Here is a 15311-nt window from a genome sequence, read left to right on the forward strand (position 1 = left end):
CGGCCGCCGGCCGCCCCGCTTTCCTCTGGAGGCAGCGATGGAAGACGGCAACGAACTCATCCAGGCCGGGTCGGCCGCCGTGCGGCCGTTCCGGCTGCCGGGGAGCGACCGCCTCGAGGCGATCCGGCGGATGGCGCTGGGGCTGGTGGAGGCGAGGCGCATCCTGCGGACGGAGAAGAGGCTCTGGCGCTTCGTGGCTGAGTCCGGCTACGCCGACCTCGGCCGTTCCGAGATCGAGGCGCTGTTGCGCATCGGGGACCTGTACGACCACCTCGAGCCGATGTGCCGGTCCGTGACCGACCCGACGCCCGAGCGCATCCTCGCCGAATACGGCGACGCGGCACTCGCCGCCCGGATGGCCGCTCGGCGCCGTGCCGGCAAACCGCCGGCCGGCGTCGAGGGACCGGCCAAGGAGGCGACCGATACGGCACGCCCCCGCGTCGGAAGACCACCCAAGCCGGCGTCCCAGGATTGGCTGGACAACGCCGTGGGGGCCGAGGCGGCCGCGGCGATCCGCGCCTGGTACCCGCACGAGCAAGGGGGCGTCCCCTTCCTGTCGAGCATGCGCAAGGCGGGGCGCTTCGGGACGCCGGCGGCGAAGGCGTTGGCCAAGGCCGTGTCGTCGGGCGCCTGCGCGCACGCCAAGCCGAACCGGCGCTGGCCGTTCGATCTGCGCGCCCTCTACCCGCACGTCCCGGGCAAGGTCGCGGACGCCCTCAAGGGCAACCCGCTGTCGCGGCTCCACCGCGACCGCGCCAGGCTGGAGGAGCTCGATCGCCTCTGCGCCGAGCGCTCCGACTACGTCGTCGAGGAGCGCCGGCCCGACGGCCGGGCGTACCGCCTGCGCACGCCGGAGCAGGAGGAGGCGCTCGGCCACATGGCGCTGCGTTGGTGGTTCGACGGCGCTTGGCCGGTCTATGCCGGGCCGCTCGCCCCGCCGGCGTCCGCGCGCGCAGACGTCCGCCCGGACAACGTCGTCCGCCTCGAGACGCCCCGGAGCGCCCCCGAGCCGAGCGGGGGCCGGACCTCGGCGCCGGAGCCGCAGGGCGACCCCGCTTTCGTCTACTTCGGCGAGACGATCCATCCCCCGCCGCCCTGGCTCCTCGAGCTGAAGGGGACGGAGGCGCCCGATCTGCCCGAGAAGGAGGACGTCGAGGCGATGGCGTGGTTGGGCGACGAGCTCTTCCGCATGCTTCGGGGCGTGCGCGGCGAGACGTTCGGCACCATCCCGGTGACGCTGCGGAACCTCTCCAAGTACATCGGCATGGTCCGCAAGCCGCAGGCGGCCGCGGCCGTGCTGCGGGCGATGGCCGACGCCATCGCCAAAGGCGAGCACGAGCCGCAGCGGGAGCACCAGCGCAGCTTGCCCATGCGGCCGGTGAAATACGCCGACGAACGCCGGGAACGGGGATGACCGCATGGCCGTCGCGTCCACGCTCCGCCCGCCGCCGGGGTTCCGAGGCAGCCGCCTGCTCCACCTCCATCTCGTCCGCGAGGTGGCGTCCGCGGCGGCGTTCGTCGGCTTGGCGGCGCGCGAGAACATCGTTCTGGCCGGCGTCGGCGCGTCCGCGCGGTCCGGTGGCGGCTGCCGTCCGGACGTGCTGATCGCCCCCGTCGGGACGGTCCGCCGGTTGGCGGTGGAGGTGCAGATCTCGCGCTGCCCGTTTGCCTACGTCCGCGGCAAGACCGTGCTGTACCGCGCTGCCGGGATCGACGCGCTCTGGATTTCGACCTTGCCGGCGGTCTGCCAATGGGCGACGGAAAGCGGCGCCGGCGCGGCGCTGGCGACCGGTCGGCCGGCGCCCGGGCGCGGGCGCGCCGTCGACGCGGTCGCGTGCCTCGCTCCCGTCGGACGTGGCGCGACGCGGCGCGGCGGCGGGGAGGCGGCGACCGTCCTGCGGGAGATCTTCGACGATTGGGTCGCCGGCGCTTGGCCGCTCGACGGCGAGGCGTCGCCGCGGCGGGGAAACGGCGTGACGCCGCACGGCGCGCCTGTGTTGCGGCTCCTGAGCGAAGTCGATCTCGGCGCGGCGCGTCCATGATACGCCGCCGTCCCTCCCGCGGCGCTCGACGACCGGCGCAGGAGACGGCGGCCGTGGACGCGGCCGCGCTGCCGGCCTGCCGGTGTTCCCGGGAGGCAGAACCTTCCGGGAACGCCCGCCGTCCAAGCGTTCAAAACGCCGTATCTGGCGCCGCCTCGCCCATCATCCGCAACCCGTCGGCCAGCTCCGCTGCTGCCTCAAGCGCGTCCATCAACGCAAGACGCGAGGGGTCAGCCAGCGCTCCTCTCCAGTAGCGCTCGTCCACCGCGTCGTGCGCCGCCCGTACCGCTGCCCAGAACTCATCCGAGAGGGCTCCGGCCGTCGCGGCACAAAGCCCGCCGCCTGTGTGTGCGGCGACCATGGCTGCGAGCGTCGCGGCAAGCCCGCTTCCGTGTCCCGCGATCCGCGCGATCACTGGATTCATCGCCACTGCGATGCGGGCAAGATGGCTGCGCGCGGACGGTCGCGGATCCTGCAGAGCCAAGCGTGACACGCTGGCACCGAAAACGGAAACCTCCAACGCGTGGAGGCAGTACTGCGCGCCACCCCGAAAATCGAGCCGGAGTGCATCAGCCATTTCCGCTTCAGTAAGGTACGGCTCTGGTCCAACGCCCAGACGCGCCAACATTCGGAGGACGGCCTGCCCCCGATCCGGCAACCTCCACGCCGCGCTTCTATTGCGGACGAACGTTCGCCAAGCGAAGTCGATTTGCTCCATCCGCGTCGCGCCGGGGCGCGTTTCGGGGGTTACTTGGCACCTCTTCGTCAGTAGCCACCCATGCTCGACCCGCTGGTGGTCGCACCCGGTCAAGCGATCGGAAACGTTGGCATAGGTGCGGAACGCAGCCTGCAGCACCTTCGCACGACTTCCGCCCGACGATATCGCCGACGCGGCCGCCGCAACGGCCGCCGCGATGTCGGAGTTCTTCCAATGGCCGCTCAGATAGACCCAGGGCTCTGGGTCGCTTTGGCGGAGCTCCCAGCAGATCAGATGGCTGACCGCTTCAGCGTCCGCCTCGATCGCCCGACCGGCAATGAGGCTGTCCAGGGGCGGCGTGCGTTCCAGGAGGTCCAAGATGTCGGAGCGGCCTTGCTCGACATGCCGCAACTCATGCGCGAACACAGCGATACGGGCGGGATCCGAGAGCGCATCGGAAAGCAGCACGCATCGCTTGGCCGGCTCGAACTCACCCTCGAGGTTCGGCTTCAAGGGCGCCACCTTAACCTGAAGACCGGCGGCTTTCGTCCGCCCAATCAATTTCCGTCCGGTCGGCGTCTTAGCGAGTGCCGCCATGAGGCGCTTATGCTCGGCGCTGTCGTGCTCGTCGCTCATCTTCTCCGCTCAGCAGGGGACGACGCCCCTGGGAGCGATGGCGCCTTACAAACCTCGGGCCGGATCGTACCACCGTCCTGGAGTGCACGGAAGCTCACCGAGCAGCATCGCTCCGATGTCGAGGGTCACGCGGCCGTTCGCATCGACGAGCCCGTTGGCCGCGAAAAGATCACAACCGATCTTGATGGTGGCCGAGAAGCGGATCCCATCCCGGTCCCGACCGATCGGCAGGAGCCGTCGGGCGACGACGTCGACGGCCTGCCGGTGGTCCGCCGTCGCCGCAAGCGTGTGCCAGGCCACGTCTCCCGCCCTCTCGACGAGATGCACACGGCCTTCGGCGAAGATCCGCGGATGGAAGTAAAAGCGCAGGATGTCCTCCGCGGTCCTCTCACACGCCTCGGCCTCACCGATCCGCAGAGCCTCCTCATAGGAGGACTCGTTGTGGAGGCGGACCAAATCTCTGGCGCTCTCCATTCCGAAGAAGCGGCATCCGTGTACCCCAGCCGTGAAGGTCGCGCGCAGCAGGCGGCCTGTGCGAAAGTACGGCAGCCGCCGCTGCTCGATCCACCACTGCTGTGGCTGTCCGAACAGGCACAGCCGCTCAACGATCCGGGCCGAACGCGGATCCGCGTCCCGAAGCTCCACGGTTGACCAGGGCCCGCTGTCCCCGATCTGAAACGTGTCGATCCGCTCCATCCGTGCCTCCCGAAACCCAATTCCCGTCGCGGAATTAGGGCTCCCAACGGTCGGGACAAAGCGGCTCCGCCGCCGGGTACCGCGTGAAATCCTGTACCTCGGTCCATTCGCTCCCGGCGCAAGCCGCGTCTTGCACAACCCCACGCCCGCGGCCACCCGCCGCCCGGCCGTCCACTCCCGTGGCCCTTCCGACCTGCGCGGTCGGACAGACGCCGTCGCGAGATTGGAGCCCTCGAAGCACTCTTGATCGGCGTTGGGATGGTCACGCCGTCCACCGTCGCGAGAACGTCTAGGACACAGAGTGGCACCGTGTTCGCCGCTCGAGTGCGGCGGCGCGCGCTCCCTAGCTCAGCTCCGGTTATAAACGCGCAGAAGTGGCACCAGAACGAGCGGGAGCACCTCGTCGAAGTCGTCGGCCAGAACGATGGCTTCGCCGCGCCGCGTGACGATGGCGGCCTCGAGGCCGCTCTCGTCGTGGTCTCGGACCTCGGCTATCTCCGTGATGCGCAGGGCGCGCCGGCATCCTCCGAGGTCCCCGACGACCAGAAAGTCGCCATGTCGTTCGACGGCCATCCTCGACCTCCGTTGATGTCAATTGCGCGCCAGGAGCGCGTCGATGTCGGCGCGCCGGAACAGGTACTGGCGGGCGCCGTCGACCGATGGGCCGGACACCGGCACCGCTCCCTTGGCGATCAGCGCGAGGGCGAGCTTCTTCGAGACGCCGAGCCCGCGCTGCCCGCGAAGCTCCGCCGCGGTCACGTACTCCGCCTTGAACGCGGCGAGCTTCTCCCGGCTGATGCGGAGCCCGTTCAACCCGCGCCGGTCCGTCTCCTTCGACGCGGGCAGCAGGCCCGCCCTGGCCCACCGGTATGCCGTCTCCCGTTTCACGCCAAGCTCGGTCGCCGCGTCCTCGAGGGAGATCGACGTGCTCTCCACCTTGAGGACGGCTCTCCCCAGGGCGGCGACATCGACCTGATCGACGACGAAGCGACCGAGGCCCGGGCGCTCCGCGTCGCCGGGGTGCACAGCAAGGCGCCCATCGAGGATCGCGCGGACCAAGGCGCCGAGTCCGATGCCGGCGGAGGCGCCCAGGCTCACCGAGGCGGCCGCGAGCGAGAGCAGCCCCGAGCGTGCGGACCGATCCTTCCTGCAGACGGCGGCGACCCCGTCGATGAGCGCCTCGAGCTCGGCGATGCGCCAGACCCGCTTGCCGGCGATCTCCGCCGCGGGCCCGGTGGCGGGGGAAGGAAGCAGCCCCGCCGCTACGATCTGTTCGAAGCCCTTCTGCTGGACGCCGAGAACCTTCCGGGCCGCGCCGACGTTCGCCAGCCCATGGATTTCCTCAGCGATCGCCTCGGCGGAGGCGAGGCTCATCAGCATGGGTTCGCCGCTTCCGCCGCCGCCCGAAACGATAAGGCCGTGGCGCCGCACCACAGCATGAAGCTTCCAATCCGACGTGCCGATCAGCTGCGCCGCGGCCTTCACCGGCAGCGTCCGTTGCGTCGAGGGCAGCGAGCCGCGGCGCTCGTGCACCGCCTCGACCCGGGTGGCCATGCCGGGGATGCCGGCGGCGTACTCCAGCAACCGCTCGCGGGCCATGTCGACGACGGGCTCGCCGGCCTCCTTCGCCAGCCACGTGGGCAAGGCGCCGAACGCCTTCGACATCCCGTACCGGCCGTCCCGATCGGCGGCGCCGGAACGCAACGTCTCGAGGAAGGCGATGTACGACGCGGGCCAGTCGGCGCAGGCCCGCCACCCAGCGTCGACGACGCGCACGGCAAGATCGGCGTCGTGGTCGGCGAGCGCCAAGGGCTTGACGAACCTCTGGAAGCCCAGCGCCATGCCGCCGAGACGATGAACAAGCTTGAGGACGCCGCCCAACCCGCCGGCGCCGGCGAGGCCGCGGAACTCGCCGGGAGGCGCGGCGAGACGCTCATGCACTGCCCGCAGCCCTCCCAGGACCGCGGGGTCCACCGGCTCCGGCTGGGTCTCCCGCAGATCCTGGCCGCAACGGCATGTCTCGAAGCCGCCGCGCGTCCAGGTCAGCCGAACGCGGCATCGGGGACATCGCTCGACGAGCCGAACGGCGTGGAGCGGGCACGCCGTCGACAGGCTCAACGACCATACCGCGCGGTGGTACGGCGCGTCGGCCAGGCAGAGCGGACAGACCCGGACGCGCTCCGAGGTCACGAAGTCGAGGGGGACCTCGTGCCCGAGGAGCGCGGCGGCACCGTCGGGCCGGCAGAACGACGCGCGCTGGACGGTCTCGCGCGGCAGGACAAACAGCTCGGCCAGGGGGCCGATGGAAGAGGGGCGCGCCGCTGCGGTTCCGATCGTTCCGAGGATCCTGCAGATCCGCAGCATACGGTACGGGCCGACGAACGCGTTCTCCTCGGACATCCGTACGATGAGACCAGGCAGGCTCTCGTCGGGATACGGACGGACCCGGACCGGCAGCCCGGCGTGTTCATCAAGCATCGTTCGTTCTCCGCATCCGCGCGCGCCGGTTGGCTTCGTCGGCGGCCTTGGTTTCGGTGTCGTCGTACAAAGACGCTGGCGCCACCGGGTCGAGATCCTCCACCAGGAACGGGTTGAAGCCGCGCCGGCTCTTGCTGGTCAGTTCGTCGACGGCGCGCGCGAAATGCTCGTAGGTCACGCACGGCCGGCAGTCGAGAAGCGCATCCTGGCACGCTGCGTAAATGAGGTTCATGGCGTGTCCCATGAGGCCGCGGCAGTAGTGATGGATGCGCAACGCGGTCGCCGCATTCCCCAAGCCGGAAAGCGTCGGAAAGCCCAGGTGCTGGTCTATGAGATGGAGGATTGCGCGGAACTCCTTCTGCTCGTCCTCCTTCCGCCAATCGAAAGCTTCGAGATAGTAGAATCCAAGGTTCCTCCTGAGTATCTGCTCGTTTGCGTTGGCGATCCGCTCGGCGGCGGCGCTTCCGACCAGAAGGATTGGGCAAACGTTCTCATTCAACAACGCCTTGATCCAGTCCGCGACCTCGAAGGCCAGAGTGTCGTCCCGCGCGCTGATCATGTGCTGAACCTCATCGAAGATGAGCATTTTCACGTTCTGTCGTTTGATTTGCTTCAGAACGCGCAAGGTCAGGATGGCTTCAGTCCCAGTGGTGGGGTCCATGTCGCCCAGCTGGACGAGGGTTGCCTGCGCGACGGAACGAAGCGTGCAGTTCGCCGGCATCTTGACGAGAAGCGCCGGCACTTCGACGACGCCGTATTCTCCGACGACCTTGGGGCGCGCGTTGACGAACTGCTTGGTCACACGGCTCTTGCCGGCTCCCGTCGGACCGAGGAGAAACCGACAGTGTGCCTCATGGTCGTTCATACCCATTTTCTGAAGTTGAGCTATCCAGAACAGCCCTCGCCGGGTACGCGTCGTTTGAACGAAGATGTTGTGGATGCGCGCCAGCTGCGCCTGCTGATCTGGCGTGAACGGTTCGAAGTCGTCGACGCTCATGGGAACCTCATGGATCTTCGTTGGGGATGGGAGGCAGGTTGTCGCCGATGCCGTGGCGGCGTCGGAACTCGTCGAGATCGGCGAGGTCGGGATCGAGCGTCGGCGCCGCCGCCGGCGTCCCGACGGGCGGAAGGCCCGTAGCCCCGGGCTCTGCCGGGGCCGACGGCGGGACGGTGTCGGCGGACGCGGGCGTCGTCGGGGCCGCCGCTCTGCCGAAGGCGGCGGACAGGATGGTCCCGGAGATCGGGCCGGCTTCGGCCTCGATCCTCTGGGCCGCCTTCTCCCGCGCCTGGTCCGCGCGCCGCAGGTGGTCGAGGAACTGCGCCTTGCGCTGGCGCTCCGGCTTCTTCAGGCGCCCGCGGTGGCGCTCCACCCCACGACGCAACGTGTCGCGCGCGATGATCGCACCCTCGATGCCGTCGTAGCGTTCTGGACTCTGGCGCTTGAGCGCGGCGACCAAGCGATGCTCGTAGAACGTCGTACCCTCGAGATAGGCCCTATGCCTGGGTATGGCGCGCGCTGGGATCAGCTCGCCCGTGCGCGGATGGACCACGCGTATGGCCCCCATGTTCAGAGTATCGATGAGAATGGCGACGTTGACGCCGGTTCCGATCTCCATCCGAAGACCGGCGAGTTCCACGCTGTCGTAGATGTACTTGTCGAGGTCGATTCCGTAGGCTTGAAGGGTGCGTCCCTCCCGTCGCGTCAACGCCACGGCGACGAGCTTCGGATCCGGCGGAATCACTCCGTGCACGCGCACGCTGTCGAGCCATGCCTCGCGGGGAATGGCTTGAAGACCCTGATGTTTCAGCACGGAATAGGAATCGACGATCCAGGTGATAACCACGCGGCGCAGCTCGCTCAGGGTCGTCGTCGCCACGGTATCGGGTGGAGCTCGCCCCATACGCTGGAAGTATTCCGCGAACTGGCTGCCTGGAACGTGCGTGAAGAGCTCCGCGATGATCCTGCGGAAGAACCGCTCGACCATGCCCTTGAACCACGCTTTGCGCGGCGGCGTGTATTGGATGATGATGCCCAGGAGCCTGCATGCCTCGATGAACTCGGCTTTTCGGAATTCGCTCGCGTTGTCGCAAACCAGGGTGTTCGGGATTCCGAACACGGGCCAGTCATGCTCCAGCTCCGGGTACTCCGAGGCGATGAAGGTCTTGGGCAGGATCCCCATGCGCAAGCAGTCGAACACGAGCTCGACCTTCGGGGAGTCGAAGCTGAGCACGGCCGCGGATACCATCCGCGTGTGCCGATCGATCATGCTCGTGAGCCATGCCTGGCCGATGACGATGTCGGAGCTGTCCTCCCTTACGAGCAGGATGAGTTCCTCCCCGTTCGCCTTCTTGCCCTTCGCTTGGGTGTGGTCGATCTCCCAGACCTCGTTGTGCCGGGTCGTGGGCGGCGCCTGCCCCTTCGGCGCGGCCATGAGGCGAGCGGCGGTCGCTCCCTCCCGCTCGTAGATCGCGACGTACTTGTCGATCCGGTCGCGCTCCCGATAGACCGTAGACACGCTCGGAGTGATCTTCCGGCGTTCCTCCGGCGTGAGCGAGGGGTGCATCTCCGCGATGCGCGCCACGATGCGGTCGTAGACCGCCATCACCTGCGGTTGATGCGGCTGCAGCCAGACCTCGTCGAAAGCCTCGGAAACCACGTCCAGAACCGGCGACCGCAACCGGCGCCGGCGGTTGCCTCGCTCCTTGATCCTGGGAATCTGGGACGCCGGATCGCCTCCCGATGCACGCAGCTCCTTCAGCCATTTCTGGAGCGTCTTCGGAGCCGGAGGCGACGGATCGCCCAGACGCGCTGCCGTCGCATCGATGATCGGCCGGAGGGCGAATTCGCTGAGGCTGGCCCCGCTATCCTTCCACGCCTGGACGTACGCGAGCCGACGCGCCGTCCCCGCGCGCAGCGCGGGATCGACCAGGTCGTCGATGCTTGTGGCCGGCCGTCCCTCGAGAACGGTCGGCAGGTCCGGCAGGGGCGCGAAGCTGCCGGCTTCCAGAAGACGGAGGAGGTGCTCGATCTGGCGGGTCTCCGGGAGGCCGGTCTCCTCGTCCTCGAACACATGACGGCCCGCCGACCCGTGCTTGACGAAGCGGTAGTTCCGTCCCTCCATCTCGACCCGCTGGCCGGCGCGCATCATGAGCCGGATTGCCGACATGCTCCCTCCGCAGAGCAGTTCGCGGCGTTCGCGCCGGCCGGGGGCGGCGCGTTCGTCCACGCGTGGTCCTGGACTCCGACAGAGGCCGCTTCAAGGCGCCGGCGCGACGCGTCCCAGGGACGATGTCGCCGGCGAATGCGCTCCGCCTTCTCCGTCGGTAGCGTGCGCGGCCGTCACCGACCGCGCCGGCCGTTCCCCTCTGTGCGCGGAGGGGCTCGCTGGCGGGAACCGCCCCGTGGCGTCGGGCATCCTCTCCCCCAAGGGGCCGTCATGGCCGACGCCATCGTGCCGAACTCGAGGCCGCTTGGTCGGCGACGGGTCTGAACATCCATGGTCGCCGCCGTTCACAAGGAGAGGGATGTCGTCGAGGCCAAAGGGCCGCTCAGATCCAGCTGAACCTTTCCGCGCAGCGCGGCGGCGTAGATCAGTTGTCGTGCGCCCTCCCAGCGGCCCAGGGCGGCCTCGAGGTCTCCCAGGGTCCTCGCCCCCAGCGAGACCGCCTCGGTCAACTCCAACAGGAACGCTGGATCCGGCGCCGTCACGCCGGCCTGGACGAGAGCCTTCGCATTGCTCAAGCGCGGTTCGATGCGGAGCTCGGACCTCGGCATGATGGCGTAGGGGACCCGCGTCTCCGCGAAATGGTCGCGGACGGCGCCGAGGACCTCGGCGCTGGTCCCCCCTTCGTCGGCGGGGCCGATGTCGACGAGGACCGTGCTTCTCTCGAGATGGATCGCGAAGCCGACGACGTGGGCATGCAGCGTCTCGCCGATCCGGACGTTCACCGTATGCGGATCCCTGTCGTAGGCTCGTACGGAGCGATCGGCCTCGAGCAGGTACATGAACTGCTGATCGGCATCGCTCGTGCACGGCATGGACGCGGCGTTCTTGACGCTCTGGAAGTACGCCCTGATCCGCCGGTTGCGAGCGCGCACCGCCTTTCCGGCGTGCGGAGACGCCGGCGGACGTACCGGCCCTTCGGCGGCTTTCGCGAGTCGGGCCGCCAGATCATCCATGCTTCCCATACGTCGCCCTCCGATCCATCGTAGTCGGTCTAGGCCCGGAGGGGACGTGACGGTCCCCTTCGGACGAGCCCAGCGTCGGGCCGAGGCGCCGAGCGGGCCGCATCCGCGGCCGGCGCTGCGACTCGGGAAATCAGGATCACGATCCCTTACTGGGGATTTAATCTCACGCAATAGGAACAAAACAAGCGAAAAACCGGTCTATTGCCGACGGGCTACGAGTCGCGGAGTTTGGATTAGGGCAGCCGCTACCGGTCGCCGTCCGCGTGGAACCCGGACGAACCCTTAGCGCGGAAATCCGCGGCCGCAAAATTTACAGCGCACGCCTAAGAAGTCGGCGACGCTCGATTTGAACAACAGGAAAGAATGCAGGAGGATCCGTCAGCTTTCCGGGTTCAGCATCCTGAATCAATGGCCGCTTGTCTAGCGGTGGTGACTTTGCCATCCAAGATGTTGGAGTCGCATAATGCCGAATATTGCGTGGAGCGTCATGCCATTGCGAGTGCGCTGGCGCGTAGTGCTCAAGATACGCGCCAGAGGAATTATATGCGTGTAAAAAAGTCTTTGGAGTTCTGAAGAGTTGCGCAACCCGTTTTGAGTTCGCCAGTGCCTCGGCAAGATGTTGAGGAGTGCTCTTAGGCAAGCCGGGCAGATATCACTGTCGATCATGTACCTATGGGTAGGAGATTAAATCGGGATTTCACCGCGAAATCGAAGAAAATCCCAGCTCGTGGCTGCGCATCTGGCGACGCAGAGCAAGCGCCATTGACACCCTGGAAGACTTTGTTGCAGGCATCTTCCCCGCAGTGCATTCGATTGCCACGAGTAAGGCGAGCGAACACCTATGGAACTGGCGCGGCTCTCCTGACCGCTTCAAGCGAATAGATGCGGCGCGATCGTCGGCTTTTGCAGGCGCCATGACATATATTCGCATATAGGAATATGGGCCTATAAAGGCCCTCATAAAGAGAAAGCGAGGCAAGTTATGCAACTTGCCTCGTTTTATGCGACAAAAACCTCAGGTTATGTGAGAACCTTCACTTCAGACGTCGATATCCCCCTCCTGGACGAACTTCGCGTTCTCCTGGATGAACTGGAAGCGCAGCTCCGGCCGGCGGCCCATCAGACTTTCGACCAGGGTCTTGGTGCGCTCGTGATCCTCCTGCTCCTCCGGGTCGGCGGCGTTGGGGACGATCACGCGCAGCAGCGTGCGCTTGGCCGGGTCCATGGTGGTGTCGCGCAGCTGCGCCGGCATCATCTCGCCCAGGCCCTTGAAGCGGCTGATCTCGACCTTTTTGTTCTTGAAGGCCTTGGCCAACAACTCGTCCTTATGGGCGTCGTCGCGGGCGTAGACCGACTTGCCGCCGTGGCTGATGCGGTACAAGGGCGGCAGCGCCAGATACAGGTGCCCGTTCTGGATCAGCCCCCCCATCTCGCGGTAGAAGAACGTCATCAGCAGCGAGGCGATGTGGGCGCCGTCCACGTCGGCGTCCGTCATGATGATGACCTTCTCATAGCGCAGCTTGTCGCTGGAGAAGTCCTTGCCGACGCCGCAGCCCAGCGCCTGGGTCAGGTCGTTCAGCTCCTGGTTGGCCTTCATCTTGTCGGCGGACGCGCTGGCGACGTTCAGGATCTTGCCGCGCAGCGGCAGGATGGCCTGGGTCTCGCGCGAGCGCGCCTGCTTGGCCGAGCCGCCGGCCGAATCGCCCTCGACCAGGAAGATCTCCGTCCCCTCGGGCGCGTTGCGCGAGCAGTCCGCCAGCTTGCCGGGCAGGCGCAGGCGGCGGGTCGCCGTCTTGCGGGCGAGATCCTTGGACTGCTTGCGCTTGGCGCGCTCCTCGGCCTTCTCGATCAGGCGTTCGAGCAGCGCGTTGGACGCCGCCGGGTCGCCGGACAGCCAGTGGTCGAAGCGGTCCTTCAGCGCCGCCTCGACGAGGCGGTGCGCCTCGGGCGTCGCCAGCTTGTCCTTGGTCTGGCCCTGGAACTGCGGCTCGCGGATGAAGACGGAGAGCAGGATGCACGCCTCGCCCACCACGTCGTCCGCGGTGACCTGTCCGGCGCGCTTGTTGTTCACCATCTCGCCGTAGCCCTTGAGGCCACGGGTCAGCGCCGCGCGCAGGCCGGTTTCGTGCGTGCCGCCCTGTGGCGTCGGCACGGTGTTGCAGTAGGTGTGCGAGAAGCCCTCCTCATCCTCCGGCCACGCGATGGACCACTCGACGCGCCCCTGGTCGCCCGGCAGCGCCACCTCGCCGGTGAAGGGGTGCGGCGTCAGCGTCTTGCGGTCCTTCAGCGCCGTGGTCAGATAGTCGAGCAGGCCGTTCGGGAAATGCAGCGACTCGGTGGCCGGCGTCGTCGAGTCCGGTGCCAGCAGCGACGGGTCGCAGATCCAGCGGATCTCCACGCCGCGGTACAGGTACGCCTTGGAGCGCGCCATGCGGTACAGCCGGTGCGGCTCGAAATGCGCGGCCTCGCCGAAGATCTCCGGGTCGGCGTGGAAGCGGATGGTGGTGCCGCGCCGGTTGACGGCGCCCTTGGCGACCAGCGGCCCTTGAGGCGTGCCGCGGCTGTAGGTCTGGACGTACAGTTGGCGCTCGCGCGCAACCTCCACCACCAGCTGGTCCGACAGCGCGTTCACCACCGACAGGCCGACGCCGTGCAGGCCGCCCGAGGTCTGGTAGACCTTGTTGGAGAACTTGCCGCCCGAGTGCAGCGTGGTGAGGATCACCTCCAGCGCCGACTTGCCGGGGTACTTGGGGTGGTCGTCGATGGGGATGCCGCGGCCGTTGTCGCGCACCGTCACCGTGCCATCGGCGCCCAGTTCCAGGTCGATGCGGCTGGCGTGGCCGGCCACCGCCTCGTCCATGGCGTTGTCCAGCACCTCGGCGACGAGGTGGTGCAGAGCCCGCTCGTCGGTTCCGCCGATGTACATGCCCGGACGTCGTCGGACAGGCTCAAGCCCTTCCAGAACCTCGATATCCTGGGCGGAGTATGTCTCGGCCTTGCGGGCCGTGTTCTCGAAAAGATCGCTCATGGGGTCAATAATAGGAATTCGGTCAGGGGTGCGCAAGCGAATGCTGGTGCCCTATCATAGCCTCCGCCCCACATTTTGTGCGCGCCCTTTTCGCATCCGCGAACGCGCCCGTAAGGGAGGGATCATGAGCGACCAAACCCCGCCGGAATTGAACTGCGGCCCGGCGCTGCGCACCATCGCCATGCCGGCCGACGCCAACCCCAACGGCGACATCTTCGGCGGCTGGCTTCTATCACAGATGGATCTGGCCGGCGGCACCGTGGCGGTGCGGCGGGCCGGCGGGCGCGTCGCCACGGTGGGCGTCGAAGCCCTGACCTTCCACAAACCGGTGTATATCGGTGACGAGGTGTGCTGCTTCGCCACCATCGAGCGGGTGGGACGCACGTCGATGCGCGTGCGCATCGACACATGGGTGCAGCGCCATCGCACCGGCGAGGCGGTTAAGGTGACCGAGGGCGTGTTCACCTATGTCGCTATCGGGGATGACCGCCAGCCGCGCGCGGTGCCGGCGGGGTAGGGCGCCCCGCTTCGTTATTGCCGAAGCGGGGCGAACCGCTGAACTTTACTGCGTGTTCCCCGACGAGCCGCCCGGCCGGCTGGCGCTCGGCGTGGTGGCGGTGGGGGCGGCGCCCGGCGCCATCGGGCCGCCAGCGCCGGCGCCCCCGACGCCCGAGGCGTTCTGGCCCGGCGTTCCGGCCGGCGGCGGCGGGGTGGTGGCTGGGCGCTCCGCGGTCGAGGTGTTGCTGGTCTGCTTGTCGTTCTGGGCGGTCTGGTCGTCGCAGGCCGCCAGTCCGAGCAGCGCCGCCGGCAGGGCGGCGAGCATGAGCTTGGAACGCATCGGAACTCTCCTTGCTGGTTTTGCGACCGCCGGCCCTGCGTGCAGCGCGGCGGCATTCCTCCCAACACGCCGGGCGGCCGGGCGTTGCGGGTGCGACTCGGGCAAAAGACTCGAAAGTCCTATTACTCTGTGGCGCCAAGAACCCAGAGCTGTAAGTTCTTGGGTATTCCGGTTTTTTCGTTTGACGCTGAAAAATCGGTGTGATTCCATCCGCTCATGACCGTGATGAGCAATATTACCGATGCCTTGAAGCGCGCTGCCAAGAGCGCGCTGCGGCAGACCATCGGCCCGGCCATCGGCGCGTGCGTCGTTGGCTATTTTGTCTATTATGCCGTGCAGGGTGACCGCGGCCTCATTGCGCTCAAGCACATCGACGGCGAAATATCTCGCGCAGAACAAGTGCTTAACCAGGTTCGGGCGGAGCGCGAGCGGATGGAGCGGCGCGCCTCGCTGCTGCACGCCGAACACCTCGATCGCGACATGCTGGACGAGCGCGCGCGGGCGATGCTCAACCTCACTCACCCGAACGACGTGATTCTTTCGTTGCCCCCTTTGTACGATCAAGAGGAGTCCGCGACGGAGAAGCGGCCCAGATCAGTCAATTAACGGAAATCCGGTTAATCGCGATTTCGTGTTATAGAACAGATATTTGCGAAGCTGACGCTTGTCAGCGCCCATACCCGGCGCTAGAACTCTCCTTGTGAGAA

The 15311-nt window shown here is 67.5% G+C and carries 13 protein-coding genes; 4 read left to right on the forward strand and 9 right to left on the reverse strand.

Annotated features, from left to right (window positions below; genetic code table 11):
* Positions 1-37: 37 nt before the first annotated feature.
* Both ACSVDD_RS01765 and ACSVDD_RS01770 read left to right on the forward strand, forming a co-directional pair.
* Positions 38-1414 (forward strand): hypothetical protein, encoded by a 1377-nt coding sequence (locus ACSVDD_RS01765; protein ID WP_448187571.1) that lies wholly within the window; start codon positions 38-40, stop codon positions 1412-1414.
* 4 nt (positions 1415-1418) lie between these two features.
* Positions 1419-2042 (forward strand): competence protein CoiA family protein, encoded by a 624-nt coding sequence (locus ACSVDD_RS01770; protein ID WP_448187572.1) that lies wholly within the window; start codon positions 1419-1421, stop codon positions 2040-2042.
* A 130-nt stretch (positions 2043-2172) separates the two neighbouring features.
* On the opposite strand, the gene ACSVDD_RS01775 is transcribed toward ACSVDD_RS01770, so the two are convergent.
* From ACSVDD_RS01775 to parE, 8 genes are all read right to left on the reverse strand, one after another.
* Positions 2173-3375 (reverse strand): DUF6782 family putative metallopeptidase, encoded by a 1203-nt coding sequence (locus ACSVDD_RS01775; protein WP_448187573.1) that lies wholly within the window; start codon positions 3373-3375, stop codon positions 2173-2175.
* 45 nt (positions 3376-3420) lie between these two features.
* Positions 3421-4071, reverse strand: coding sequence for a hypothetical protein (locus ACSVDD_RS01780; RefSeq protein ID WP_448187574.1), 651 nt, complete (start codon positions 4069-4071; stop codon positions 3421-3423).
* 348 nt (positions 4072-4419) lie between these two features.
* Positions 4420-4644: a hypothetical protein gene (locus tag ACSVDD_RS01785; RefSeq protein WP_448187575.1), complete on the reverse strand. Its 225-nt coding sequence runs from the start codon at positions 4642-4644 to the stop codon at positions 4420-4422.
* 18 nt (positions 4645-4662) lie between these two features.
* Positions 4663-6549 (reverse strand): TniQ family protein, encoded by a 1887-nt coding sequence (locus ACSVDD_RS01790; RefSeq protein WP_448187576.1) that lies wholly within the window; start codon positions 6547-6549, stop codon positions 4663-4665.
* The gene (locus ACSVDD_RS01795; RefSeq protein WP_448187577.1) at positions 6542-7546 is read right to left on the reverse strand and encodes a TniB family NTP-binding protein; all 1005 of its coding nucleotides are present in this window, start codon (positions 7544-7546) and stop codon (positions 6542-6544) included. The genes ACSVDD_RS01790 and ACSVDD_RS01795 overlap by 8 nt, the downstream gene beginning before the upstream one ends.
* A gap of 7 nt (positions 7547-7553) precedes the next feature.
* Positions 7554-9776 carry a TnsB C-terminal domain-containing protein gene (locus ACSVDD_RS01800; RefSeq protein WP_448187578.1) on the reverse strand — a complete coding sequence of 741 codons (2223 nt, stop codon included), beginning with the start codon at positions 9774-9776 and terminating at the stop codon, positions 7554-7556.
* A gap of 284 nt (positions 9777-10060) precedes the next feature.
* On the reverse strand, positions 10061-10738 hold the full coding sequence (locus ACSVDD_RS01805; RefSeq protein WP_448187579.1) for a hypothetical protein: 678 nt from the start codon (positions 10736-10738) through the stop codon (positions 10061-10063).
* 1039 nt (positions 10739-11777) lie between these two features.
* Complete coding sequence (parE, locus tag ACSVDD_RS01810) at positions 11778-13766, reverse strand: DNA topoisomerase IV subunit B (RefSeq protein ID WP_448187580.1); 1989 nt, start codon at positions 13764-13766, stop codon at positions 11778-11780.
* Positions 13767-13890: 124 nt separating this feature from the next.
* On the opposite strand from parE, the gene ACSVDD_RS01815 reads away from it, so the two are divergent.
* Positions 13891-14283: an acyl-CoA thioesterase gene (locus ACSVDD_RS01815; protein WP_448187581.1), complete on the forward strand. Its 393-nt coding sequence runs from the start codon at positions 13891-13893 to the stop codon at positions 14281-14283.
* 45 nt (positions 14284-14328) lie between these two features.
* On the opposite strand, the gene ACSVDD_RS01820 is transcribed toward ACSVDD_RS01815, so the two are convergent.
* Complete coding sequence (locus ACSVDD_RS01820) at positions 14329-14604, reverse strand: hypothetical protein (protein WP_448187582.1); 276 nt, start codon at positions 14602-14604, stop codon at positions 14329-14331.
* A gap of 216 nt (positions 14605-14820) precedes the next feature.
* On the opposite strand from ACSVDD_RS01820, the gene ACSVDD_RS01825 reads away from it, so the two are divergent.
* Complete coding sequence (locus ACSVDD_RS01825) at positions 14821-15210, forward strand: FtsB family cell division protein (RefSeq protein WP_448187583.1); 390 nt, start codon at positions 14821-14823, stop codon at positions 15208-15210.
* The last annotated feature ends 101 nt before the right edge of the window (positions 15211-15311 follow it).

Source organism: Azospirillum terrae (assembly GCF_053470425.1).